Origin of the sequence: Gluconobacter sp. OJA, from assembly GCF_039638325.1 — a bacterium.
GTDB classification, from domain to species: Bacteria; Pseudomonadota; Alphaproteobacteria; order Acetobacterales; family Acetobacteraceae; genus Gluconobacter; species Gluconobacter cerinus.
The window spans coordinates 266858-290672 of the sequence record NZ_JBDIWI010000001.1 but is presented as its reverse complement, the minus strand read 5'-3'; the positions used below and the strand labels follow the sequence as shown (position 1 = coordinate 290672).

Sequence of the window (23815 nt, the reverse complement as noted above, 5' to 3'; positions counted from 1 at the left end):
AAAAACCGGACTGACACTGCCAGCCCGGTTCTCCGGAAAATCCCTTAGAACGGGATTTCATCATCCAGATCGTTATCTGGCGGAGCATCCCAGCCACCGCCACGACTGCCCGACGCGCCACCTGCGCTACCGCCGCTACTCCGAGAGCCACCGCCGAAGCCGCCTTCACTGCTACCGCTCCGGCTTCCACCACCAAAGCCGCCGCCGTTGTTGCTTCCGCCACCGTAGGACGAACCACCACCGTCGAAGCCACCGCCTTCATCACCGCCACTGCGGTTACTGTCGAGGAGCACCAGCTCACCGCGGAACCGATCAATCGTCACCTCTGTCGTGTAACGCTCCTGGCCGGACTGGTCAGTCCACTTACGGGTCCGCAGCTCACCTTCGAGGTAAACCTTGCGCCCCTTGCGCAGAAAACGCTCAGCCACATCGCCCAGGCGATCATTGAAAATGACGACGCGATGCCATTCCGTACGCTCGCGGCGCTCACCGGATTGACGGTCGTTCCATGTTTCAGACGTGGCGATCGTCAGATTGACAACCTTCCCACCTGATTGCGTGTTCCGGACTTCAGGGTCTTTGCCCAGATTCCCGACCAGAATCACCTTATTGACGCTGCCTGCCATTCCGTACCAACCAATTTTCTCGAATTGTTCTTTTCATATGATCCTAAACGCCCATCTATAATTGATCCAGCGCCGTTCAGGCGCGTTCCGATTTTTCACAATCGCTTTTCTGCACATTCCGGGGTTTTCGTGAGCTTTCCAGACAATCATTCGATCCGTGTCCGTGGTGCCCGCGCCCACAATCTCAAGAATATCGATGTCACGATTCCCCGTGACTCCCTGACGATCATCACGGGTCTCTCTGGCTCCGGAAAGTCGTCTCTCGCCTTCGATACGATCTATGCCGAAGGTCAGCGCCGATATGTGGAAAGCCTTTCCGCTTACGCCCGCCAGTTCCTTGAACTGATGGGCAAGCCGGATGTGGACTCCATTGAGGGCCTCTCCCCGGCCATCTCGATCGAACAAAAAACGACCTCAAAGAACCCCCGCTCCACCGTCGGCACCATCACGGAAATCCATGACTACATGCGCCTTCTCTGGGCGCGCGTAGGTGTTCCTTATTCACCCGCAACCGGCCTCCCTATTGAAGCCCAGACGGTCAGCCAGATGGTAGATCGCGTCATGGCGCTTCCTGAAGGCACGCGTCTCATGCTGCTGGCGCCGGTCGTCCGGGACCGTAAAGGGGACTGCAAACGCGAACTGGCAGACCTGGCTCGCAAGGGCTTCACGCGCGTCAAAATTGACGGTGAGCTTTACGAAATTGCCGAAGCCCCCGAACTCAATCGCAAGACCCGCCACAATGTCGAAGTCGTGGTGGACCGGATTGTCGTCAAACCTGACCTCGAATCCCGTCTGGCAGACAGCTTTGAGACAGCCCTCGAACTCTCCGACGGTCTCGCCTACGCGGAAGAAGTCAGGCGTGCGGGAGAAACAGCTGCCCCCGCCCACATCGTTTTCTCCTCACGTTTCGCCTGCCCTGTTTCAGGTTTTACGATTGAGGAGATCGAGCCCCGTCTGTTCTCCTTCAATGCCCCGATGGGCGCCTGCCCCACTTGTGATGGTATTGGTACGGAAACCCATTTTGACGAGAACCTGATTGTCAGTGACGACACACTGACACTTTCTGAAGGTGTGATTGCCCCTTGGAGTGGTGCCAGCACGGACTGGTATGACCAAACTCTTGCAGCTCTTGCCCGCCATTGCGGGGACACCATGAACACGCCATGGCGAGACCTGAAAGCCGAAACCAGGGATTTGATCCTGTACGGTTCCAAAGAGGCCATCGCCATTCCGTATCGTGATGGCAGCAAGGTCCATACCGTTACGAAGCCCTTTGAAGGCGTGCTCAAAAACCTGCGCCGGCGCATGGCGCAGACAGACAGCATGTGGGTCCGCGAGGAACTGTCGCGCTATCAGTCAGAAAAGCCCTGCCACACCTGCCATGGCGCACGCCTGAAGCCTGAAGCCCTCTGCGTAAAGGTCAATGACCTGAACATCGCCGAAGCGTCAGATATGCAGATCCGGAAGGCACTGGACTGGTTTTCCGGTGTTGAGGTTACCCTCACCCCACAACGTGCGGAAATCGCACGCCGCATTCTTCGCGAAATCACGGATCGCCTGCACTTCCTCGATGATGTCGGCCTGGACTACCTCACGCTTTCCCGCGGATCGGCCACACTTTCTGGGGGTGAAAGCCAGCGTATCCGGCTAGCATCCCAGATTGGCTCCGGTCTGACCGGCGTTCTGTATGTGCTGGATGAACCGTCCATCGGCCTGCATCAGCGCGACAACGAGCGCCTTCTCGGCACACTGGAGCGTCTCAAACGCCTTGGAAACACCGTCATCGTCGTCGAACATGACGAAGATGCCATCCGTGCTGCTGATTACCTTATCGATATGGGGCCTGGTGCTGGCACGCGGGGCGGAAACGTCATCGCCATCGGGACTCCTGCGGAAGTAGCCAAGAATAAAGAAAGCCTGACCGGTGCCTATCTGTCGGGTCGGAAGTTTATTCCAGTTCCGGAAAATCGACGCACCTCGGACAAAACACTCACATTGGTTGGGGCCAAGGGAAACAATCTCAAGGATCTGACCGTCGATTTCCCGCTGGGAACCTTTATTGCGGTCACCGGTGTATCAGGCGGCGGCAAGTCTACCCTGGTCGTGGATACCCTTTACAAAGCGCTGTCTCGGCAGCTCATGAAATCGAGCCAGTCTCCACTCCCTTATGACCGACTGGAAGGCGTAGAGAACCTCGATAAAATCATCGAAATCGATCAGTCTCCGATCGGTCGTACACCCCGTTCCAACCCCGCCACCTACACGGACTTATTCGCCCCTATCCGGGACTGGTTTGCCGAACTCCCGGAATCCAAGGCACGCGGTTACAAACCCGGCCGCTTCTCCTTCAATGTAAAGGGCGGCCGCTGCGAAGCCTGTCAGGGCGATGGCGTCCTGAAAATCGAAATGCATTTCCTGCCTGACGTCTTTGTCACCTGTGACACCTGCAAAGGCGCGCGGTACAATCGTGAAACGCTAGAAGTGAAATTCCGTGGCAACTCCATCGCTGATGTACTTGCCATGACCGTGGACGAGGCGTTGCCGTTTTTTCAGGCTGCGCCCAGAATTCGGGACCGCCTCGCCATTCTCCAGCAGGTTGGTCTCGGCTATGTCGCCCTGGGCCAACAGGCAACCACGCTTTCAGGCGGTGAAGCTCAGCGCGTCAAACTGTCCAAGGAACTTGCCAAACGAGCTACAGGTCGCACGCTCTACATTCTTGATGAGCCCACCACCGGCCTGCACACTGAAGACGTCCGTAAGCTGCTGGAAGTGCTGCATACGCTGGTTGATCAGGGCAACACCATTTTGGTGATCGAGCATAATCTGGAGGTCATCAAGACAGCAGACTGGCTGATCGATATCGGACCAGAAGGCGGTGATGGTGGCGGCAAAATCGTAGCCGCAGGAACACCGGAAGACATTGCTGCCTGCAAAGCAAGTCACACTGGCCGCTTCCTGGCTCCCCTTCTGGATGCCCCCGGTGTCAGGCAGCACCGTGAGCCTACAGGCAAAAGGATCACTCAGGCGATGATTGCCGCCAGCTTGCCCCAAAAGGCGGAGCGAGCCCCAGCCAAAACGACAAAAGTGCCTAAAGCAAAAATAGTGGCGGACAAGAAACCTCGTGGCCGCCCCTCAGGCTCACGCAACAAAACCAAAGTCTGATTCCTGATCAAGTCCTGAAGAGCTCAGCTCTTCAGGACAACAAGGGACACTACGCGAGTCAGGCTAGAAAAACTGTCAAAACCTGTTGTCCCCATATTGTCCGGACCAAAGTGATAGGGAGGGAGAGATTCAGCCCCACGACAGGCGCCACCAGAATAGTAATCGCAAAAAACGCAGCCATACCCTTTCAATTGGGCATGTTGCTCAAACCCCGCGGCAACAATCAACATACGAGACGGCAGCCAGATTAGAACAATCATCAGCGCTCAGCGGTCCGGATTATCCTCACCAGAACAATCCATTTGCTCCCTTCTGAGAAAAATTACCGACTGACTGGTCGCTCGTTATTTCTGCTGAGTGCCGAGATGCTCTTTCCCGCGCTGGCGCGCCAGCTTCTCCTGTAGCTCACGGGCAGCATATCGCTGGCGCTGTTCTTCTGTCCGTTCGTTATGACAATGGGGACAGGAGACGCCTTGTACGAACATCGGAGAAGCCTTGTCTTTCTCGCTGACAGGACGACGACAGGCGTGGCAGACATCGTAGCTGCCAATTTCCAGGCCATGCTTCACAGAAACACGCTGGTCAAAGACGAAACATTCCCCTTCCCAAAGGCTTTCTTCCTCTGGAACAGTCTCCAGATATTTCAGAATACCGCCTTTGAGATGGTAAACTTCCTCCAATCCCTCTGCCTTCACAAAAGACGTGGATTTCTCACAGCGAATTCCGCCCGTGCAGAACATGGCAATCTTTGGAACACGGCCCTTGGCCTCAAGCTCCTTGCGTCGATTCCGGAACCACTCCGGAAACTCCCGGAATGACCGTGTTTTGGGGTCTTCAGCCCTCTTGAATGTCCCGATCGCGACTTCGTAGTCATTCCGGGTATCAATCACGATCGTATCCGGATCAGAGATCAGAGCATTCCATTCATCCGGTGCCAGATACTGACCAACATCCTTGCGAGGATCGATATTCGGCTGCCCCATGGTAACAATCTCTTTCTTGAGACGCACCTTCATGCGGCGGAAGGGCATTTCCGGCGCACGGGACTCCTTGATTTCAAGCTCCTCACATCCTGGCATCGCCCGAATATGCTCCAGAACCTGTTCCATTCCGTCATCTGACCCGGCAATCGTTCCGTTAATACCTTCTGGTGCCAGAAGCAGAATGCCCTTGATCCCCTCGCGGTCGCAGACCTCCTGCAAAGGCCCGCGCAACGCAACGATGTCTTCAAACGGCGTGAAGTTGTAAAGGGCGACGATACGGATCGGCGGAAGAGCATCAGACACAGGGCAACCATCCAGCTCTGCGACCGCAGGCAGACCCACGATCAGGTGATAATGTGCCCCGCCAATATCAGGCTAGCGCCTTCAATTCCAGAAAACTCCTGAACCTGAGCCTCAGGCGACTGAGGCAGTTGCCGCTTCTGCGAGAGGTAGTCCGCGATCCTTGATCACGCGACGCACCGTCTGAATGACCTGCGATCCAGTAATCAGACGCGTGCATTCAAACTGCCGCTCCGTTCCCTTGTGGCGGGGGCACCAGAAGAAATCCTTGTGATCGAACTGATGTCTCGGGTCGTTCCAGCACGAATTGCAGGTGTGCCAGTTGATGATGCGATAGGGCGTAAAGAATTCATTATTCGGATGCGTAAAGCCCGAAATCATGACGACAGGTGTGCCCGAAGCATGCGCCAGCCAAGCCAGTCCACTGGAGAGACCAATGAAAAAACTGGCGTGCTTCAGCCAACGCGCACGTTCCGACAACGGACGGCTGCCTGTTTCGTCTTCTGCGCCATGGGGAATATGATTGTACACATACCCTGTTCCATGGAACGTTTTCTGGTCAATGCAGATCACGCGGTATCCGGCAGATTTCAGGAAACCAATCACTTCCTGCCAGCCAGCCGGATTATTCCAGTACTTGCACTGAGTACTGGCCTGCGTCGCAATTACGACATACGGCCCCTCAATAGGTGGGGTATCCCCATCCTGGATTGTGATGCCAGGAGGGTTATCGTTCCAGGGATCAACACCCAGAATATAAGCTGCAGTCCGATGCAGACCTACATGCCGGAAGTCCGTTGGCTGATGTGTCAGTTCCGTATCCGTGAAAAACAGACCTATATTGTATGAAGCGTAGAAAGCGGACGTAAACGTCTTGTTTGCCTGAGCTTCATCGTGCCCCACCAATGTGATGTCTGGATTAGCCTCTTTCACCAGAGGCAGAATGACATCTGCAACGGAGCAGGACACCTTCGCGCCCGTCTGCTGCGCAAGGCGAATAGCTGCCGGGAGCCAGGCAATCGTGTCTCCAAGCGTTCCAACAGGCAACTGCACCAAAACAGGCCTTCCCGTGAGGGATAGCTCGTGGTGCAGAATGTCCTCCCGCGTACCGTCAGGCTTTTCCAGCCAGACATCAATCAGGAATGGAACAAAGTACTTTTTGGTGGATGAGACCATGCCGCCTTTTAGACGGGCATCGAAGAGAATATTCCCGGTCGCATAATCTGACAGTCTCACATGCCATTGCCCCAGTTCCGGGGCAATATCCGGCACCATGACACGGGCACCATCATTGAAGTCAAAGCGGACGCCCTGCCCTCCTTCCACAACGGGAACAGATGGAATGGCCAGATAGGGGCTCTTCTCGTCCTCCTTCTGCACGGGATTACCGTCGGCAGGAGGAGCACCTTCCTGTGGAAGACCGGAGGCAGGCGTTACAGTTTCTGCAGGCTGGGAAGAAACAGAGGTCACATCAGACATCAGTAAAAGCGTCTCCAAACCGTTCCCGCAGGCCGTACAGAGACAGAAACCCGCCTCTACCGCACCCACAAAAGCAGGCTAATATTAAAAGTCCAAAACCATGTTCAAACCTGAATTCGTCTCTTGAAAAGAGACTTTCCACAGTCTGCCACAAAACAGTGCCAAGGTTAAAATGAACTCAAGATCTTTGGACATTAAAAGAAACGTTCACCCATTCAAGACAGATCGTTCCCAGAGCGGAAATGCTATGCGATACCCAAAGGATCATGACAGAGCATACTGCAATCCGTGGCCCCTTCCTGACCTTCCATGCTGACCCTTTTACGGTCGACCCAATGGCTGCACTCACGCACCAGCCAGACGGCCTGATTCTTTGCAAAAATGGCGTCATCACCGCTGCAGGCGCATGGGAAGATCTGAGAGACCAAATCCCGGAAGGTACTACCGTAGATCATTATCCAGACCGGCTAATTTCAGCCGGAATGATCGATACCCACGTCCATTATCCCCAGCTCCCTGTGATCGCCTCGTATGGGGAACAGCTTCTGGAATGGCTGGAGACCTATGTCTTCCCTGCTGAAGCCCGTTACGCAGATATTACTTATGCACGCCAGATCGCCCGCAGTTTCCTGAAAGAGCTTCTCCGCGTCGGTACAACAACGGCCGCCGTGTACTGCACGGTTCATCCGGAATCCGTAGACGCATTTTTTGAGGAATCAGAACGCCTCAATACCTGCATGATCGCAGGGAAGGTCCTGATGGACCGCAATGCGCCTGACAACCTGCGAGACACCCCCCAGACAGGCTACGATCAGTCTGCCGCTCTTATCGAACGCTGGCATGGTCGCGGACGACAGCTGTACGCCGTCACACCACGCTTTGCCCCTACCAGCACACCCGAACAACTGGATTTGGCTGGATCTCTCCTTGCTACCCGCTCTGACCTCTTCATGCAGACGCACTTGCTCGAGAACCGGTCTGAGATCGAATGGGTCAAGGAACTCTTTCCCGACCGTTCATCCTACCTGGACGTGTATAACAAGTCGGGGCTTCTGCGCCCTCGCGCCATTCTGGCTCACGCTGTGCATGCACAGGAAGAAGACTTCCAGCGCTGCCATGATACAGGCTGCTCCATCGCACACTGCCCCGGCTCCAACCAGTTTCTGGGCAGCGGGTCATTCCCCCTATTCAATGCCTTGAAACCCGAGCGACGTGTCAAAGTCGGCGTTGGCAGCGATGTGGGAGCTGGCCCCTCCCTGTCTCTGCTTCAGGTCCTCTCAGACGGCTACAAGGTCGCTCAGGGGTTAGGCACGAAACTTCATCCTGCTCAGGGTCTCTGGCTGGCAACCGCCGGAGGTGCTCAGTCTTTAGGGCTTGAGGATCATATTGGCGCCATCAAACCCGGCCTGCATGCAGATCTCTGTATCTTCGATCCTACTGCAACACCTCTCGGGAAAATCCGGACCCAGACGGCTGAGACCCTGTCCGATCTCCTGTTTGCCCTCACAATGCTAGGCGATGACCGTAGCATCGAGGCTACATATGTGGCTGGTCAGAAGGTTCACAGCCGGGATTAATATCTGACCCGAAGGGCTTCAGCCGAATCTGCGCTGCCGCCCATCGGTCACCGGCCCTTCAGACTCAACAGGCAGCCCCATCAGAATTCTCTCATCTGGGAGATCAGCCACTACAATTTCTGCTTCCGGATCAACAGCCAGTGTCCGACGGACGTTGAACAACAGGTGCAGAAAAATGGCGGACAATGCCCCAAGAGTAATACCGCTTCCGAAGACAATCTGTGCCCACATCGGAAATGTATCGGAGATATGAGGCTGTGCCGTCGCGAGCATTCCCAGTCCGATGCTGGTTCCCACGATGATGACATTGCTCTGACGGTTGAAATCCACCCGCGTCAGGGTTTGAACACCAACCACAGCCACTGTCGCGAACATCGCAAGAGCGGCCCCGCCAAGAACGGGTAACGGAACCGCCGCTACAATTGCTCCGAGTTTTGGTAGACACCCCAGCATCATCATGATGACAGCCGCAGACGCCACAACCCAGCGGCTCTTCACGCCCGTCATACGAACCAGGCCGACATTCTCCGCAAAGCAGGTGTAGGGAAAGGAATTGAAGACCCCACCCAACAGCGTTGCAATACCATCAGCTCGCAGCGTCCGCGCGATATCCTCTCGGGTAATGGTTTTCCCGACGATCTCGCCAGTCGCATAAACGTTGCCGATCGTCTCAACCATGGTGATGACCATGACGATCACCATGGAGAGGATCGGCACTACATGGAAAGCTGGCGTCCCAAAGAAAAACGGCTGCGTGATGGACACGAGCGGCGCAGACGCCACGCCTCCAAAGTGGGCATCGCCCATCAGCCACGCCGCCAATGTACCAATGCAAAGTCCGATCAACACAGCAATCGTTGAAATGAAGCCACGAAACAGGCGCTGTACGAGCAGAATACTCGCCAGTGTTCCCAGCCCGTAACACAGACTCCGCAGCGGAACCTGATCCTGCACCATGCCCGGTCCATGGCCAGACACGATGTCATTGGCAGCCACCGGCAAAAGCGCTAGCCCAATCACCAGAATGATCGACCCCGTCACCACAGGCGGAAAAAACCGAACCAGCTTCGCAAAATATGGTGCGATGAGCAAACTGACGATCCCCGCCACAATCACCGATCCATAGATCGACAAAAGCCCCGGCGTTCCACCGCCTACCGCAGACCCAATGGCGATCATCGGGCCAACAGCCGTAAACGTCACACCTTGCAGAAGCGGCAGACGAACACCCACCGGTCCAAACCCGACTGACTGCAACAAGGACGCAATCCCGCAGGTGAACAGATCCGCATCAATCAAATGAATCAGCGTTTCCTGTGGCAGGTGCAAAGCCCCTGCCACAAGGATCGGAACAATCACCGCGGCTGAGTAGAACGCAAGAATATGCTGGAAGCCATAAGCCCCCAACCGCCAGAGCGGGAGCTTCTCATCAACCGGATGAACCGCAGAAGTATCAGACGCCATCAGGTTTCAGCTTCCACGATATGTGGAATATCCATAAGGCGCAGCGAGCAGCGGAACATGCGCATGCGTGCCCTCACCCAGACCGAACACAATTGGCACGATATCCAGAAACGGCGGATCAGACAGCACATGCCCCGCCGCCCGAAAATACGCACCAATTTCGAATTCCAGACGATAGGTGCCACGTTCCAGCGGGATCTCCCGCAAGGCGGGGCAACGCCCATCATGGTCCGTCACGCCTTCGAAAAGAACAGCGTCTTCCTGAAAAAGCCGGAAAGACACCCCAGCTGCCGGACGGCCCGAGACCGTATCCAGAATATGCGTGGATAATGAGCTCATGATGCCACCAGATCTTTCAGTCTCAACCCTGCAATCGCATCGATCTGCGAGAGGGCTTCCTTCAGTTCCGCCTCGGGCGTCCCGCCCAGACGACGTTCCATTTCATCCATGATGACCGTCTTGGCCACCTGACCCGGCGCTGCAACTTTGCGCACGCAAATTACAAACGGCATGGAAAAAGCCTTCCCATAGGCCGCATTCAGCGTCTTGAACCGTTCATATTCCGCAGGCGTCATACGATCCAGCCCGGCAGAAGCCTGCTCGGATGCAGACTCCGCCGTCAGATCCGGATCAATTCCCGCGCGATGACCAAGTTCAGGATGCGCCCGAACCAATGCCAACTGAGCCTCTTCGCCCGCATTCCGCACAACGGCAGAAAACGCCGCAAGCATGGCCTCTACACCAGCAAATGGCCGCGCTGCCAGAGCCCCTTCAGCCACCCAGGGCGAATGCTCGTAAAGTCCCCCAAACGTCTGGACAAAAACATCCGACGTCATGGCATTCACATCGGAAGTCTTCATGCCGGATGCACACTCATCCAGTGCCGCGCAATATCCAGCCGGGACGCGACCCAGACATCCTCATGGGATGCCACATGCTCCAGAAAACGCTGAAGCGCCAGCGCACGCGCAGGCTTGCCGGCCAGACGGCAATGAAGCCCGATAGACATCATACGCCCCCCTTCCGCGTACAGCATGTCGAACGTATCCCGCAGATATCGGAAGAACTGCTCGCCCTCGGTAAAGCCGTTGAGTGCCGCAAACTTCATGTCATTGGCATCAAGCGTGTAAGGCACGATTAACTGCGGCTTGCCATGGGTACGATCGTAATAGGGAAGATCATCCGCATAGGAATCGGCATCGTAAACAAAGCCGCCTTCTTCCACGACCAGACGGGCCGTGTTGGGGCTGGTGCGGCCCTGATACCACCCCAACGGGCGCTCCCCGACCACTTCGGTATGAAGCGCAATCGCCTCACGAATATGCTCGCGCTCCACGTCTTCCGGGAAATCCTGATAATCAATCCAGCGCAGGCCGTGCGTGGCAATTTCCCAGCCACTCTCCTTCATGGCGGCCACCGCATCCGGGTTGCGCGCCAAAGCCTTGGCCACACCGAACACGGTTGTGGTCATGCCAGCCTTTTCAAACAGGCGCTGCAAACGCCAGAACCCAGCGCGGCTCCCGTATTCGTAAAGGCTTTCCATCTGCGCACAACGCGCGCCCACGATGGATTTCGTCCCGACCATTTCAGACAGGAAAGCCTCCGACCCCGCATCTCCATGCAGGACCGAGTTTTCCGCGCCTTCTTCATAGTTGATGACGAACTGAACCGCGATCCGCGCGCCATTGGGCCATTTCGGATCAGGCGGCGTGCGGCCATAGCCGATCATATCACGGGGATAGGTGTTCGTGCTCATCTGGACTGCCCCCCATCAAACCGTTGGCGGATCAAGGCTGATCAGTTCTTCCGTGTCGTAGGACAGCAGACTTTCCAGATGCTTCTCGCCATCTTCAACAAACAGGTCACGCGCAATACCGCGCGTCAATTTCTCAACGCCAAAGCGCATGCCGCTGATGGACGCCCCTGAAAGACCCATGCTGGGCATGGACGCAAACGTAAAGTTGTAGATTGCCGCCAGCATCGGTGCCTTCGGATCGGAGGGATCTTTCGGCAGAAACTGGAAACGCTGGCCCAGATACGGATGGCTGGACAGAAGCGTGCTCTCTTCTCCCTCCGGCGCCGTGAAATGATCGCTCCACAGCATGACGGAGTCCGCAAAATCCTGTGTTTCCGGACGGTGCTTCAAATCAATCGAGAAACCCGTGCCAATAATCAGGAAGTCAAAGCGCATCTCGCCATTGGGCGTTTCGACCACAATCTCATCGCCATCCATCCGCGCAGAATTCCACGGCGTACCGGGATGGAACGCAAAGTTCTCATGCTTGCGGCAACGCCAAAACGTATCCTGCGGCGGCGGCTGGTTCAGATTGTAAATGCAGCGCATAAAGCGCCAGCGGGTCAGGTCCGGCAGTTCTGAAAAATGTGCGAGAAAGCCCGCGTTTTCCATCCAGCGATACGGATTGATAGCCGGAATCTTCGTACGACGCAGACACAAGTCCACACGCCCGACACCGGACTCCAACGCCGTCGCAGCATTATCAAAAGCGGACGCACCCGCACCCAGAACGCCGATCCGCTTGCCCTTCAGAGCGTCGAAATCAATGGTTTCGTGCGTATGGGCATAAACCGATTTCGGAAGGTTCTCCGAAATGAACGGCGGGACAAACCATGCTCCGCCACCGTCAATCCCCGTAGCCAGAACCATCCGACGCGCCCAGCGCTTCGTCTCAACACCTGCAGCATTCCGGAAGGTCAGGCGCAGCAGGCCGTCCGTCCACTCCACATGCACCAGTTCCTGATCGTTGACGACCGGCAGCTCCAGGGTATCACGCACCCAGTCCAGATAAGACTGCCAGTCATGACGCGAGATCTTGTCGAGCGACTGCCAGGCTTCCTTGCCATACCGGGCTTCATACCAGGACTGTGGCGTCAGATTGGGCACACCCAGATCCGGCCCCGTTACATGCTTAGGCGTCCGCAGCGTGATCATTCGGGCGAATGTCACCCAAGGGCCTTCCCCACCCTTCGCAGCGCGCTCAAAAACCTGTGCATTCGTCACACCCTGACGACGCAGCCCGAAACAGGCCGTCAGACCACCCTGTCCGCCGCCAATGATGGCAACATCCAGAACATCTTCCCCATCTTTCTGAACCGGAATATTCCAGTTCCCCGTCGCATACCTGATCTTCGCCAGATCCTCATGAACCTGCGCCGAAAGGGTGGCCAGGCCGTCAGTCGGGGAAGGAGAACGTGTCATGAGCATCTTATCCTAAAGAACGGGCACAGGATCGTGGTCTTTCATAAGAAATGACCAGAGTTTCTTCCTATGTCAAAATGACAGGGTTCACCTGCCGCTCTGAAGTGTTTCATAGAGGGGTAATCTCGTATATCTCAGAAAAACGTCCCTGCCGTTCTCGAAAAAAGAGCGTATCCCATGCCGGTTTTTTCCCGCTTCCTTCGCTACTTCCTGTCCGTTGCCCAATACGGGTCGATCCGGAAGGCTTCTGAACATCTGCGGATTGCGGCATCTGCCATCGATCGTCAGATCCTGCACGGTGAGGAAGCGCTCGGCACCCCCCTCTTCGAACGGCTGCCCAGCGGCTTGCGACTGACCGCTGCTGGCGAACTCCTTTACACCAAGGGCAAGCAATGGACGCGGGAGATGCAGGAAGTCCGCACCCAACTGGAAGATATGCGCGGATTAAGACGGGGACAGGTGGACATCGCTCTGCCAGATGCTCTGACGACAGGATTTCTGCCGCGCATTCTCAAAGACCTCCGAAAAAGCCATCCAGGCATCACAATCTGCACTCACGTTCTGGATAACGCTGTCATTCAGCAAGCACTTATCAGCGGAGACGTTGATTTTGCGCTTCTCCTGAACCCGACACAGGCCCGTGGCCTGCTGATCCGAACCCATATCGATTATCCTTTAGGCTTCGTCTGTCTTCCCGACCATCCGATTGCCCAACACAAGGACGCCCGCTTCAGCATCTGTGCTGAATACCCGATGGTTATGCCGCAGCAGCCTCTTGCGCTGCAGCGACAGATTGAAATTCTGGAAATTGACAGCAATGTCAGCGTCCAGCCTGCAGCATCCTCTGATAATATCCAGATGATAAAGTCACTGGTTCTGGAGGGCGTCGGACTGGGAATTCTCAGTCGGCTCGATGCTATGAAGGAAATTCTCAGTGGCGAACTGGCTTTTGTCCCCATTTCAAACCGGGACGTATCCCCACTGACACTCGCTCTATGTGTAGATCAGGCGCGACAACTTTCCGGAGCCGCGAGACTGGTGATTGCAGAAGTGGAAAAAACCTTCCTACACCCGACAGAGATATAACTTCAGAAGCAGCATGCTGAACGACAAACTCCACACCGCGTTAGGAAGAGCAGGCATAAGCCAGAACATCTAAGGACAATCCAATGTCTTTTCTCAGGATATTTTCTGCCAGCGCCCTCATCTGCTGTCTGTCAGGGAGCGGCGCCCTCGCACAGACGACTGCCGACATTCGAATTGTTCAGGGCGGAGAGAATGTTGTCTGGAAAGCTGCGCCTCCCATGTTCCCAAGTGGAACACGTATGTCCTTCCTGTACGGAGCCTCAGACAAGCCTGGCCCCTTTACCATGCGTGTTATGATGCCCGCAGGGTCAACCATTCCCCCCCATACGCACAACATGGATGAAATGCTCACGGTCCTCGCAGGAAGTGTGCATCATTACATTGGCGAGAGCATCACAGCGAACGATGAAAAAATCCTGACAGCCGGAGGGTTTGTTCATCTCCCTCCCAATGTTCCGCACGCACTCAAAGCTGGGACACAAGGCGCCATTGTGCAGGTTTCGGGAACAGGTCCGTTTACCATGACCTATGTGAACCCACAGGATGATCCGCAGCACACAAATCGTTAAGACCGTCAGACAAAAAAAGCCCTGCTTCACATGTGAAGCAGGGCTTTTTGTATCAAAATGAGCTGAGAACTTAGTGGCCAATAATTCCCAGAACCAGACCTGGCGTCAGTATCTGCGGTAACACAACTTCCGATCCATGCGCCGGATAATAAACATAGAGAGGGACGCCATCGCGCCCGTGGGCTTTCAGGTAAGCGGAAATTCCAGCGTCCCTGTTGGTCCAATCGCCCTTGAGATAAGCGACATGCCGCGCACTGAACGCCTTACGGACAGAGTCCACATCGAGCGCCACCCGTTCATTCACCATGCAGGTGATACACCAGGACGCCGTCATATCGACAAAAACCGGATCTCCCTTTGCACGAAGGTCTGCCAGCTTCTCATTTGAAAACGACTGAATTTGATTGTCGGCTGATATGGCAGGAGACGTCGCTGTTGCAGATACCGGTTCGGCAAGACTACGGGACAAGCCTGCCCCACATACGACCATGCACAGAACGGCTACAACACGGCAGAAGAGAACCGTGCCCCTTCCACCTTCCCGCATCGCGCGATGCTGCCCGATACCGTAGATCCAGGCCGCAAAGCCCAGCAACACAAGACCGCCGCCTGCCACGACTACGAAATTCACACCACGCTCAATTGTCGCCACCCACAGTAGCCACACACAGGTTGCCAGAAGTGGGAAGGCCAAGGCCTGCTTCAACACACCCATCCATGCTCCCGGCTTTGGCATCCGCGATGCGAGACCCGGAACACTGGCCACCAGCACATAAGGAGCTGCCAACCCAAGTCCCATGGAAAGAAAGACCAGCAGCCCCATCACAGCGGGGCCACCCAAAGCTCCTGCAATGGCGACTCCCATAAACGGAGCCGTGCAAGGCGTCGCGACGATGACAGCCAATAGCCCCGTCATCATGTCGCCAGCATGACCTGCACCGTGTGGATGCAACTGACCTAACCGCCCCGCGCTGATTTCAAAGACGCCAAGCAAGTTCAGCGCCATGCCAAACAGCAGCCAGCACACACCAACCACAAATCCCGCTGATTGGAACTGGAAGCCCCATCCGGCTGAAGATCCGGCAAGGCGCAGTCCGATCATCAGAAGACCAAGAACTGCGAAGGCTCCTGTAACGCCCAGCGTGTAAAACAGTGCACTCTGCAACTGCACTCGTCGCCCCACACCGCCCATCTTGGCCAGTGATAAGGCTTTCATGGCCAGAACCGGGAAAACACAGGGCATGAGATTCAGGATCAGACCGCCGACAAAAGCGAACAGCATCACACGGAGCCAACCAGCACCCGTTGGTACGGCGTCTGCGGAAGCAGGCGCGGGCGCTGCTGCGGCATCTTCTACTTTGGTTGGACCCACCGTCTGTTCAGCAGAAATCTGGATAGGGCTTTCCTGACCAGCCTCATCCTTCAACACGACCAGCCCCTTAAGCGGCGCATCCCGATGAGCAGTTTTCAGAAACTTCAGGTGAAGAGAAAGCTCGTCTTTGCCAACGTTCAGCGGCTGCGGAGCAACCTGATCAATCAGGCCACCTTCTTCCGGCAAAAACCAGGCTTCCGAAACTGCTGTGGAGGACAGTCCTCTGCCTTCAAGCGTCAGGACACCATCAGCAGAAACATGCGCCTTGAAGGGAGACGGAATCGGCATTTTCGCATCTGCGGCCTGAAACAGGCCAGCCTGAGCGCCTTCAGGAGCGGGACCGGAAGACGCAGGGAGTGCCAGCGAAAAATCACCGCTTTCAGGAATGCAGACTTCGGCACAAACAAGCCATTCTGCATGCGCATGAAGTGTGGTCCCGCCAGTCCCTTTTAAGGTCAGACTGGCTGGAAGCAGCACATCTCCGACATAGGCATAGGACATGAGACCGCCTTCGCTCAGGCGAACTGGCATCGGCCAGTGGATGTCCGAAGTCTTGCCAGTTGCCGCGCCCTGCGCCGTTACATCCAGCGTCGGAGTGTCCCCGGCATCTCCGGGGTTAATCCAGTATGTGTGCCAGCCCGGTTTAAGTTGCAGCCTCAACCCAACACGCAATGACTGGTCCGGACCGATGGAATCACGGTCAGTAACCAGAGTTGCCGTATCATTGGCTGAGACGACAGCAGGGCTTTCCGCTGCAATAGACGCCCCATTGACACCAAGACCACATATCCCCGCTGCAAGCAGGGCCAACAGACTTAACACACGACGCAAGGTAGTCTCATTCCCTCAGGACAAAACAGGACAGCCTGCATAACACTCTATGTCTGAGAAAACAGTGCTTTTCCACAAACAGGACTAAATAAATCCTGTTTTATGGTTTTTGTCTCAGGGAATCAGTTTCTCCGCTCTCAGGCGCTCAAACAAATCAAAGAACGAGTCTGGAGTATATTGCCACCCGTCAAACCCTGCCAGACGGCTCTTGGACATGTCCGTCACACATTCGACAGGACGCCCCAGATCCGCGTCCGTGTGCCAGGCAGACGCCAGGTGATCGATCCGACTTTCGGTCAGGCCATATTTCTCAGTAATCTGCGCCCACAAGTCTCCATCTTGCGACAGGGTTTCCTCAAGATCTGTCGCGTGGCCGGGATAAGGTGCTGCTTCCAAACCGAACCATGCAGCAAGGCGAGGCCACAGCCATTTCCAGCGAAACACATCCCCGTTCACCACGTTGAAGGCTTCATTCCATCCGCTTTCAGATGTTGACGCCCAGAGAAGCTGCCTGGCCAACTGACGGGCGTCAGTCAGGTCGGTAAGGCTATCCCACTGTACAGGCGAGCCAGGGAAAACGAAGGGACGTCCTGTTTCGCGGCAGATCGTCGCGTAAACAGCCAAAGTGCTTCCCATATTCATCGCATTCCCAACTGCATATCCGATGATGGTGTGGGGACGATGTACGCTCCAGGAAAAGCCGTATTTTTCCGCAGCGGCAAACAGCACATCTTCCTGATCGTAATAGAAATTAGCCAAGGGCAGACGCGGCATGTCCTCCCGGAATGGCGTCTGGGGTGGCTCACCTGAAGCATAAGATTCAAATGGCCCAAGATAATGCTTCATACCCGTTGTAAGCGCAGCGTGCTCAAGCCTCTCTGGGGCGGGAAGTGCCTCAAACACATTGCGGACCATCGCGGAATTAACGCGACAGTTTTCTTCTTCCGTGGGCTGACGAAGCCAGGAACAGAAAAATACGTGTGTGGGCGTCAGATCCTTCAGGGCCAACTTAAGGTTGTTCAGATCCAACAGGTCTGCCGCAATCGGCAGAACACCGGCCATGTCGTGCCGGGGCCGGCGTGCCAGTCCGTAGACAGTCCAGCCCTCGGCAACGAGACGCGTCGCGAGCGTCTGGCCAACAATTCCAGTTGATCCGACAACAAGAGCAATACGGGACATCAGGGTCTCCTTTCCCGAAAAGTGGTTCGCCATCCATTTGAGCCCTTGGCGCCAACAGTTCCAGACGGCACCATATTGTGCCCTGGATACCAAAAGGTTCCCAAGAAATGACAACTTCCCTTCCGGCCCGCTATCGCCGGGCTCCCTTTGACGAAGACTGCGCGCCACGCCGGGTTCTGAGACTTTTCAGCGGGAAATGGACGACCATGATCCTCCATACGCTCCACCTTCTGGGAGGAAGTTCACGCCCCGGTCGCCTTCAGCGAAGCATTCCTGGTCTCTCGAAAAAAATGATGACCCAGACACTAAGAGAGCTCGAAGAAAAAGGACTCGTCTGTCGTGAGATCCACCAGATCATGCCACCCAATGTGGAATACAGCCTGACATCTCTCGGGAAGGTCTTCGTCGAGCCCATTGAACAGCTCTATTTGTGGGGGATCGACCATGCAGATGCACTGGAAGCGCTGGAGGCCAATGAAAGCAGGACAGCGGCCTCAATCCCTTCACTGGAAGCCGCAGAATAACGCATCACTTTTTGGACAGAGTGCCTCATCCTGTGGCACTCCTGCTTGAAAAGGGCCCTCCCGGCCAGAACAGACCCCACCTTGCGCGGACATGCTCCAGCTTCAAGGCATATCAAGGACATTTCAGACCGATGTGTTCCCCTTCACGGCCAGCCCAGTCACGAACACCCCGTCAAAAGAAACGCCATTCCTTCATGGCCTTTCTGGTTTTCCTGACGGCCTTGCTGGCAACACCCTTCAGCTGGGCAGAAACAACACCTGCAAAAGCCGCAGCGGCGACAGTCAGCCCCACGTCGGCTCCCCTGTCGGCTCAGGAAGCCCAGCAGCTTCTGAATGTTCTGAATGACCCCAAACAGCGTGACAACTTCACACACACGCTCTCCCTCATGGCGCGTGGTGTCAAACAGACAGACACGCTTGCGGCAAGCCCTGCCTCCAAGGCCGCGACCATGCCGGACGTGTCGCCAGAGATTGATAACGGTCTGAAAAGCGTTCGTACGCAGTCTTTGGGATATGTTCACAACTTCCTGAACCTCTTCAGTGATCTAGGGCTGGTCGGCCACTGGTTCAGGTCACAGATGCTGTCGGCAGAAACACGCGCGCCAATCCTGCATGCATTTGGAATTGCCGCGCTGGTTATTGCATGTGGTCTGGGGCTTGAACGGACCATCGCGCTAATGCTGCGCAAACCGCTCCAGAACCTGACGCTCAAGGCACAGGCGCGGGAAGTCCGGAACATTCAGGCGCTCCCTGAAACAGATCCGGCACCTCTCCCAGCAGACACCGACGCCAGCAGCAACTCCAGCCAGACCCGTGCAGAAGACCAGAGACGTCAGGTCGAGACGCTCCGTTTCCTGTCCCGTATTCCTTACGCTCTGGGACACTTTTTGCTCAAAGCCCTGCCTGTTCTGGCATTCCTGCTTCTGGCAGGTCTGGCGGTGCTTGTTCTGCCCCTGACTGAGCGAACTGTGAACGTTATCCTGACGCTCGCATACTCTTATGCCGGAGCACGCACGCTCTACCTTCTGGTCGAGACGGGTCTCACTCCACGATCACCGACCATCCGGCTCTTGCCAGCCAGCACGCCAACAGCCTTCATGGTGACACGGTGGTGGAACGTACTGGTTGCGGCTCCCGCCATTGTCATCTGCCTCTCTGAACTTGGCGCACAGTTCAATCTGGCCCCCCGTGGGACGGATGCCATGATCAGAGCCGTCGTTCTTGTTGAACACGTGCTGATCGCCGCCTTCATCTGGCGCATCCGTCACATTGTCAGCAATGCGCTTCAGCCCAGCACGGTTGGCAAGAAAACAGGAATGTGGACGGTTATTGCCGCCATCACGCGCCTGTGGTGGGTGCCTGCCATGTTCCTGGATATTTCCCTCTGGATTGTCTGGGCAGCCCATCTGCAGGGCGGCTACGCCTGGATTCTCAAAACGACAGGCGTCACGATCGGTGTGCTCGTAGCGTCCCGTCTGGGTGCGGTTCTGGCCTACGGGCTTCAGGACCGGTTTTTCCGCGTCAATCCACAGCTTGTGGAACGGTTTCCGGAACTTCAGAAACGCGCTGACCGATACTACCCTGTTGCACGCATGGTGCTGACGGGGGCCATTCTGTTCCTCACGCTGGTTGCCATCACAGAAGCATGGGGCCTGCCAACCTTCGGTTTCTTCATCAAGAACGCCCTGGGCCGTCGTCTGATGGATACCGCACTGACGATGCTGATTGCAGCGACTGTGGCTGCTGCAATCTGGGAAATGGTCAACATCATGCTGAACCGGCAGCTCTCGTCTTTCGAGACCTCAGGCCAGCGTTCCCGAGCAACCCGCCTGCGTACGGTGATGCCGATCATCCGCACCGTTCTTCTGGCCATCATCATCATCATCGTTGCCGTGACGACACTCTCGCAGATCGGCATTAACGTAACGCCACTTCTGACCGGTGCAGGTATCCTTGGCGCAGCCATCGCTTTCGGTTCCCAAAGTCTGGTGAAGGATTTCATCACGGGCTTCTTCATGCTCGTTGAAGACGCAATCCAGGTCGGTGACTGGGTTACGACAGGCGGCGTCTCGGGAACCGTGGAAAACCTCTCAATCCGGACTGTAAAGGTGCGCGACATTACGGGCGATCTGCACATCATTCCGTTCTCGTCCGTGTCCTCCATTGCCAACACGGCACGCGGCTACAACCAGATCGTCATCAAGCAGCAGCTTGATCTGTCGGAAGACCTGCCACGCGTCTCTGCCATCATGGAAAAAGCCGTCAAGGAAATGCGTGCTGACCCGGTTTTCGGGCCAATGATCCTGTCCGACTACACAGATCTGGGCGTGGATCAGAGCGACAGCGGAGGCGCCACCCTGATTGGCAGCATCCGAACCACACCGATGATGAAGTGGAAGGTCAAACGCGAATTCAACCGTATCGTGACCAACCGCTTCGCGGAAGAAGGCGTCAAATTCTATACGCCGACAGCTTACACCACCACACCACCAGGCAACACCATGCAGTTCACGGTCGCCAACGACACAGGACCGCGGACCGTTCAGCCCTCACCTGAGAAAGCCTGATTCCTACAGAAGGCGTTTTAAAAGTTTGGGAAGAGCGTGAAGCTGACCAGAGACAGGTAAAACATCACTGCCAGCAGAATATGGCACATGTAGAGCGGGGCAATCACATAGCCCCGCCGCCTTGCCCACCCCATGAGAAGGCCAAAGGCAGCAACAGCCACGGCTAAAGCGACATTCAGCATAAGTCGGCTGTCACCATTCGCCAGTGCGACAATCATGAAAACTGCGCCGAGTAGGGCAAACCCGACATGGACTGGCAACAGAGCCTTCAACGGACGCTTACTCCGGAGAACGCAAAGGCCGAGCCATACGCCTGCAATAACCGTTAAAGTGAAGCACAACATCGAAGCAATCAACATCTTCGAGTCACCTTTTCTCTCATGTGTTTCCGGACATTACCGGATATGGGAGGAAAATTCTTGCAAGTATTCGTGCGCACATCACGGGCGTCATGTCCATGCGAAATAGGGAGCATCTTTCCAAAAGGCCCTCTCGAAGAGACCCTAATTGGTCCACACTCACAGACTTCGCCTATAGCGCCCGGCATCACGCGAAGTGAAACCAGAAACGACAACGGCCAAACGCCAGCGCGCGCAGAGGCGCTCTGATCTCTGTAATAAAAAAAAGCCCGGCATCTCTGCCGGGCTTTCAACAGTAGAGACATCAACTGACGTCTCCATCATCGGCTCATCTCAGATCAGCGCAGAATGCCAGTGTGACCCACACTGTAACGGCCTGGCTGCGGCCAGACGGTCAGGCCATGAGGCTCTGCTCCAACAGGAATTTTGCGGACAGCCCCCGTGTCCGTGTCGATGGCATAAACCACATCGTCAAAGCGACCAGACAGCCAGAGCAGTTTGCCGTCAGCACTGACATTGCCCATATCCGGGCTGCCACCATCCGGAATCATCCAGGTCTTGATGACCTTGTCCGTCGCGAAATCGATGATGGACACTCCACCCGGACCACCGCGCTTGCCGTGAATGCGATGCGAACCGCGGTTCGCCACATACATGACCTTGCCATCACGGCTCGGATACAGACCATGCGTGCCGATACCCGTTGGGATGAAGCCAGTTTCGGTAAAGGAGTCACCGTCCACAACGAACACACCGTCAGCCATCATGTCGGCAACATAGAACTTATGCCCGTCTGGAGCCGTCAGAATATCCTGCGGCATTCCGCCCTTGGACAGCTTCAGCATACCGATCATCTTCAGGTTCACGGTATCGACCTTGGCAACATAACCGCCAAACTCGCAGGTGAAGATCGCGTACTTGCCGTCAATGGAGAAGTCAGCGTGATTGACGCCTTTGCACTCCGGCGTCTCGACTGAGCCCTTTAGCTCCATCGTGTGCGGGTCGCGGAAATCAAGACGCTTGTGGGCTTCAGCTACCGTGATCGCGTACTTGCCATCCGGGGTGAAGTACATGTTGTAAGGATCGTCTACTGCGATATTTGCGCCGGGCTTTGCGGTCACAGGGTCGATCGGCGTCAGGGAGCCATCCGGACGTCCCTCACTGTTGTTGGTCACCCAAAGCGTCCGCAGATCCCAGGATGGCACGACGTGCTGGGGGGAGCGACCAACGGGGTAGGTATCCACAACCTGAAAAGACACCGGATCAATAACGGAGACGCTGTTTCCACGCAGGTTCGGGACATAAACCCGCGCCGGATCATGAGCGATCGCCGGGGAAATATGGGACGGCGTGGTCTCGCTATAAATATTGTGCGGATCAATCACGGCTGGCATGCCCGGAATGGTTTGCACCGCATCTGAAGCAGCCGGAGCGGCCACGGGAACAGATGAAACAGCGGGTGCTGGCGCTGAGACAGGCACCATAGCTGGCGGAGCTGCTGGAGCCGCCGGGGCCGGAGGTACAGGGATCGGTGCACTTGCGTCCGCAGGAGCCGTGGTCTGGGCCTGCGCCGCAGAGGCTCCCAGCAGCGTCAGCGCCGCCAGAAGGGGGGTCTTGAAATTCATGGATGGCTCCTGTTGAAGGACTGAAGTGCCGTTACAGCGGTGCGTATCTGCATCTCTGTGCCGATACGTCCCAGTCCGGGCGTAGCCTGGCGCGGATCCCCGCCATAAACGCCATCGGTGACACTGGGTTTTGGAGCAGTGCGAAGTGCTTCCTGACGGACCAGGGACGGATCCACGGCCAGCATCAGGGACGTATCGCTCAGCTCCGCATGCATACCCACTTCTGCTGCATGGCCCTGCGCTTTCAGGGCATCAGCATACTGATGGGGAATAACTTCATAATAATCGCGTAGGTCCAGAACTGCAGCCTGACCCTTCCATCGCGTATTCAACTCCTGGGCCACATGCGCCATGGACGCCTGATAGCCCCCATGATCTCCGAGAAAAACGATTTTCCGGAAACCCTGCACACGAAAGCTTTCAGCAGCACCTTTCAGCATTCCCTCAAACACGGCAGGCGGCACGGAAATCGTTCCCGGAAAACGCATGTGAGAGGTTCGCGGGGAGGTTGAACCTTCCGGCACATAAGCAATGACGGGGGCTACAAACGTCTGCCCGGCCTGTCTGGCAATTTCGTCAGCCAGAACCTGCGCCCGCACATTATGCTTGCCGACAGCCATGTAAGGCCCGCTTTGCTCCGTACCACCGACAGGAATGATAACAGTATCCGTACCGCCATGAACGGAGCGGTCGATTTCCGTCCAGGTGTGGCAGGCGAATTCAACTTGTGCCGCCGTTCCCGAGCAATGCATCACGGCCTGCCCGAATGCCAGCGGAGCCATACCAATCCCCAGGCCAAGCATCGCACAGGCGGAGCGCAATAGACGGGGATAAATCGGCATAAGACAAGCATCTCTGAAAATGGTCGTCTTTCCCTACTCCATCCGGGGGTATG

The 23815-nt window shown here is 56.1% G+C and carries 19 protein-coding genes; 6 read left to right on the top strand and 13 right to left on the bottom strand.

Features of this window, described 5'->3' with window-relative positions; genetic code table 11:
- Positions 1 to 44: 44 nt before the first annotated feature.
- The gene (gene ssb / locus ABDK75_RS01310) at positions 45 to 626 is read right to left on the bottom strand and encodes a single-stranded DNA-binding protein (protein WP_086634612.1); all 582 of its coding nucleotides are present in this window, start codon (positions 624 to 626) and stop codon (positions 45 to 47) included.
- A gap of 129 nt (positions 627 to 755) precedes the next feature.
- Between ssb and uvrA the strand changes: the two genes are divergently transcribed.
- Complete coding sequence (uvrA, locus tag ABDK75_RS01305) at positions 756 to 3788, top strand: excinuclease ABC subunit UvrA (RefSeq protein WP_215749838.1); 3033 nt, start codon at positions 756 to 758, stop codon at positions 3786 to 3788.
- 344 nt (positions 3789 to 4132) lie between these two features.
- Here uvrA and ABDK75_RS01300 read toward each other — a convergent pair whose 3' ends face one another.
- Both ABDK75_RS01300 and ABDK75_RS01295 read right to left on the bottom strand, forming a co-directional pair.
- Positions 4133 to 5074 carry a rhodanese-related sulfurtransferase gene (locus tag ABDK75_RS01300; RefSeq protein WP_346004756.1) on the bottom strand — a complete coding sequence of 314 codons (942 nt, stop codon included), beginning with the start codon at positions 5072 to 5074 and terminating at the stop codon, positions 4133 to 4135.
- Positions 5075 to 5185: 111 nt separating this feature from the next.
- Complete coding sequence (locus ABDK75_RS01295) at positions 5186 to 6550, bottom strand: autotransporter strand-loop-strand O-heptosyltransferase (RefSeq protein WP_346004755.1); 1365 nt, start codon at positions 6548 to 6550, stop codon at positions 5186 to 5188.
- Between the two features lie 266 nt (positions 6551 to 6816).
- Here ABDK75_RS01295 and guaD point away from each other — a divergent pair, with 266 nt between their 5' ends.
- On the top strand, positions 6817 to 8127 hold the full coding sequence (guaD, locus tag ABDK75_RS01290; protein WP_346004754.1) for a guanine deaminase: 1311 nt from the start codon (positions 6817 to 6819) through the stop codon (positions 8125 to 8127).
- 18 nt (positions 8128 to 8145) lie between these two features.
- Here the strand turns inward: guaD and ABDK75_RS01285 are convergent, their stop codons facing one another.
- Genes ABDK75_RS01285 through ABDK75_RS01265 form a run of 5 tightly spaced genes read right to left on the bottom strand, consistent with a single transcriptional unit; the run spans position 8146 to position 12814 of the window.
- Complete coding sequence (locus ABDK75_RS01285) at positions 8146 to 9591, bottom strand: nucleobase:cation symporter-2 family protein (protein WP_264648977.1); 1446 nt, start codon at positions 9589 to 9591, stop codon at positions 8146 to 8148.
- A gap of 6 nt (positions 9592 to 9597) precedes the next feature.
- Positions 9598 to 9930 (bottom strand): hydroxyisourate hydrolase, encoded by a 333-nt coding sequence (uraH, locus tag ABDK75_RS01280; RefSeq protein WP_215766604.1) that lies wholly within the window; start codon positions 9928 to 9930, stop codon positions 9598 to 9600.
- The gene (uraD, locus tag ABDK75_RS01275; RefSeq protein ID WP_346004753.1) at positions 9927 to 10451 is read right to left on the bottom strand and encodes a 2-oxo-4-hydroxy-4-carboxy-5-ureidoimidazoline decarboxylase; all 525 of its coding nucleotides are present in this window, start codon (positions 10449 to 10451) and stop codon (positions 9927 to 9929) included. Before uraD ends, uraH begins: the two co-directional genes overlap by 4 nt.
- Positions 10448 to 11347, bottom strand: a complete 900-nt coding sequence (puuE, locus tag ABDK75_RS01270) for an allantoinase PuuE (RefSeq protein WP_346004752.1) — start codon at positions 11345 to 11347, stop codon at positions 10448 to 10450. Before puuE ends, uraD begins: the two co-directional genes overlap by 4 nt.
- Before the next feature lie 15 nt (positions 11348 to 11362).
- Positions 11363 to 12814: an NAD(P)/FAD-dependent oxidoreductase gene (locus ABDK75_RS01265; protein WP_317215306.1), complete on the bottom strand. Its 1452-nt coding sequence runs from the start codon at positions 12812 to 12814 to the stop codon at positions 11363 to 11365.
- A 171-nt stretch (positions 12815 to 12985) separates the two neighbouring features.
- Between ABDK75_RS01265 and ABDK75_RS01260 the strand changes: the two genes are divergently transcribed.
- A complete protein-coding gene (locus ABDK75_RS01260) occupies positions 12986 to 13894 on the top strand; it encodes a LysR family transcriptional regulator (protein WP_346004751.1) in 909 nt (302 codons plus the stop codon).
- Between the two features lie 83 nt (positions 13895 to 13977).
- A complete protein-coding gene (locus ABDK75_RS01255) occupies positions 13978 to 14463 on the top strand; it encodes a cupin domain-containing protein (protein ID WP_064275269.1) in 486 nt (161 codons plus the stop codon).
- 70 nt (positions 14464 to 14533) lie between these two features.
- On the opposite strand, the gene ABDK75_RS01250 is transcribed toward ABDK75_RS01255, so the two are convergent.
- Both ABDK75_RS01250 and ABDK75_RS01245 read right to left on the bottom strand, forming a co-directional pair.
- Positions 14534 to 16657: a protein-disulfide reductase DsbD domain-containing protein gene (locus tag ABDK75_RS01250; protein WP_346005814.1), complete on the bottom strand. Its 2124-nt coding sequence runs from the start codon at positions 16655 to 16657 to the stop codon at positions 14534 to 14536.
- A 123-nt stretch (positions 16658 to 16780) separates the two neighbouring features.
- A complete protein-coding gene (locus tag ABDK75_RS01245) occupies positions 16781 to 17845 on the bottom strand; it encodes an SDR family oxidoreductase (protein WP_346004750.1) in 1065 nt (354 codons plus the stop codon).
- A gap of 107 nt (positions 17846 to 17952) precedes the next feature.
- On the opposite strand from ABDK75_RS01245, the gene ABDK75_RS01240 reads away from it, so the two are divergent.
- Complete coding sequence (locus tag ABDK75_RS01240; RefSeq protein WP_346004749.1) at positions 17953 to 18369, top strand: helix-turn-helix domain-containing protein; 417 nt, start codon at positions 17953 to 17955, stop codon at positions 18367 to 18369.
- A 194-nt stretch (positions 18370 to 18563) separates the two neighbouring features.
- The gene (locus tag ABDK75_RS01235; protein WP_346004748.1) at positions 18564 to 20936 is read left to right on the top strand and encodes a mechanosensitive ion channel domain-containing protein; all 2373 of its coding nucleotides are present in this window, start codon (positions 18564 to 18566) and stop codon (positions 20934 to 20936) included.
- Between the two features lie 17 nt (positions 20937 to 20953).
- Here the strand turns inward: ABDK75_RS01235 and ABDK75_RS01230 are convergent, their stop codons facing one another.
- From ABDK75_RS01230 to ABDK75_RS01220, 3 genes are all read right to left on the bottom strand, one after another.
- Positions 20954 to 21295: a hypothetical protein gene (locus tag ABDK75_RS01230; protein ID WP_064275267.1), complete on the bottom strand. Its 342-nt coding sequence runs from the start codon at positions 21293 to 21295 to the stop codon at positions 20954 to 20956.
- Positions 21296 to 21633: 338 nt separating this feature from the next.
- Positions 21634 to 22920 carry a YncE family protein gene (locus tag ABDK75_RS01225; protein ID WP_346004747.1) on the bottom strand — a complete coding sequence of 429 codons (1287 nt, stop codon included), beginning with the start codon at positions 22918 to 22920 and terminating at the stop codon, positions 21634 to 21636.
- Positions 22917 to 23762 (bottom strand): creatininase family protein, encoded by an 846-nt coding sequence (locus ABDK75_RS01220; protein WP_346004746.1) that lies wholly within the window; start codon positions 23760 to 23762, stop codon positions 22917 to 22919. The genes ABDK75_RS01225 and ABDK75_RS01220 overlap by 4 nt, the downstream gene beginning before the upstream one ends.
- Positions 23763 to 23815: the final 53 nt, after the last annotated feature.